This is a genomic window from Acetobacter sp. DmW_136, assembly GCF_008690365.1.
Taxonomy (GTDB): Bacteria; Pseudomonadota; Alphaproteobacteria; order Acetobacterales; family Acetobacteraceae; genus Acetobacter; species Acetobacter oryzifermentans.
Genome location: NZ_VHON01000066.1, coordinates 1 through 851, shown reverse-complemented (window position 1 = coordinate 851; position 851 = coordinate 1). Strand labels below are relative to the sequence as shown.

Genomic DNA, 851 nt, shown 5'->3' with positions numbered 1-851 from the left:
TAGGCTCAGGACCTATTAATTTATTGAACTGAGCGAGACGTTGTGATTCACAGGCTTACCAATGGAGGTGAGGCTGTGAGTGAGTTGTTTTTGATTTCGGAGAGGCAGATGGAACGGATCAGTCCATTTTTTCCTCTGGCGCATGGAGTTCCGCGTGTGGACGACCGACGCGTCCTGAGCGGGATCGTTTACGTGATCCGCAACGGTCTTCAGTGGAAAGACGCTCCGAAAGCGTATGGTCCGCACAAGACTTTGTATAACCGGTTCATTCGCTGGAGCCGCCTGGGTGTCTTTGACCGGATCTTTGTCGCCCTGACAGAGCAGGCAGGCCGTTCGAAGCGCCTGATGATCGATGCGACACATCTCAAGGCTCACCGGACAGCTGCCTCTCTGCTCAAAAAGGGGCTTTTCCCCGCCATATCGGACGCACAAAAGGCGGCCTGAACTCGAAGCTTCATGCCGTCTGTGATAGCGAAGGCCGTCCTGTCCGTCTTCATCTGACGGCCGGTCAGGTTAGTGACTTCAAGGGAGCAGATGTACTTCTGGCAGACCTTCCCGATGAGACAGAAGAGGTCATCGGGGACCGGGGATACGACAGTAATAAAATCAGGCAGTCTCTCGCAGAACGGAAGATCACCGCTTGTATTCCGCCGAAGAAGAACCGGAAATCAAAGCCACTTTACAACTGGCATCTATATAAAAAGCGCCACCTCATCGAAAACATGTTCGCAAAGCTCAAAGACTGGCGGCGGGTGGCAACACGATATGACCGCTGCGCACACACTTTCATGTCCGCTATCCACATCGCAGCAAGCTTCATCTTCTACCTCAAAGAATGAGTCCTGAGCCTA

General features: G+C 52.9%; 1 protein-coding gene. It reads left to right on the top strand.

All coding sequences use genetic code 11. The annotated features are described in order from the left end of the window. Positions 1–75: 75 nt before the first annotated feature. Positions 76–839, top strand: a protein-coding gene (locus FKW31_RS14320) for an IS5 family transposase (protein WP_087636366.1) whose coding sequence is annotated in 2 segments (ribosomal slippage) — positions 76–409 and positions 409–839 — 765 coding nt in all. Because the reading frame shifts where the segments join, the coding sequence is not laid out codon by codon here. Positions 840–851: the final 12 nt, after the last annotated feature.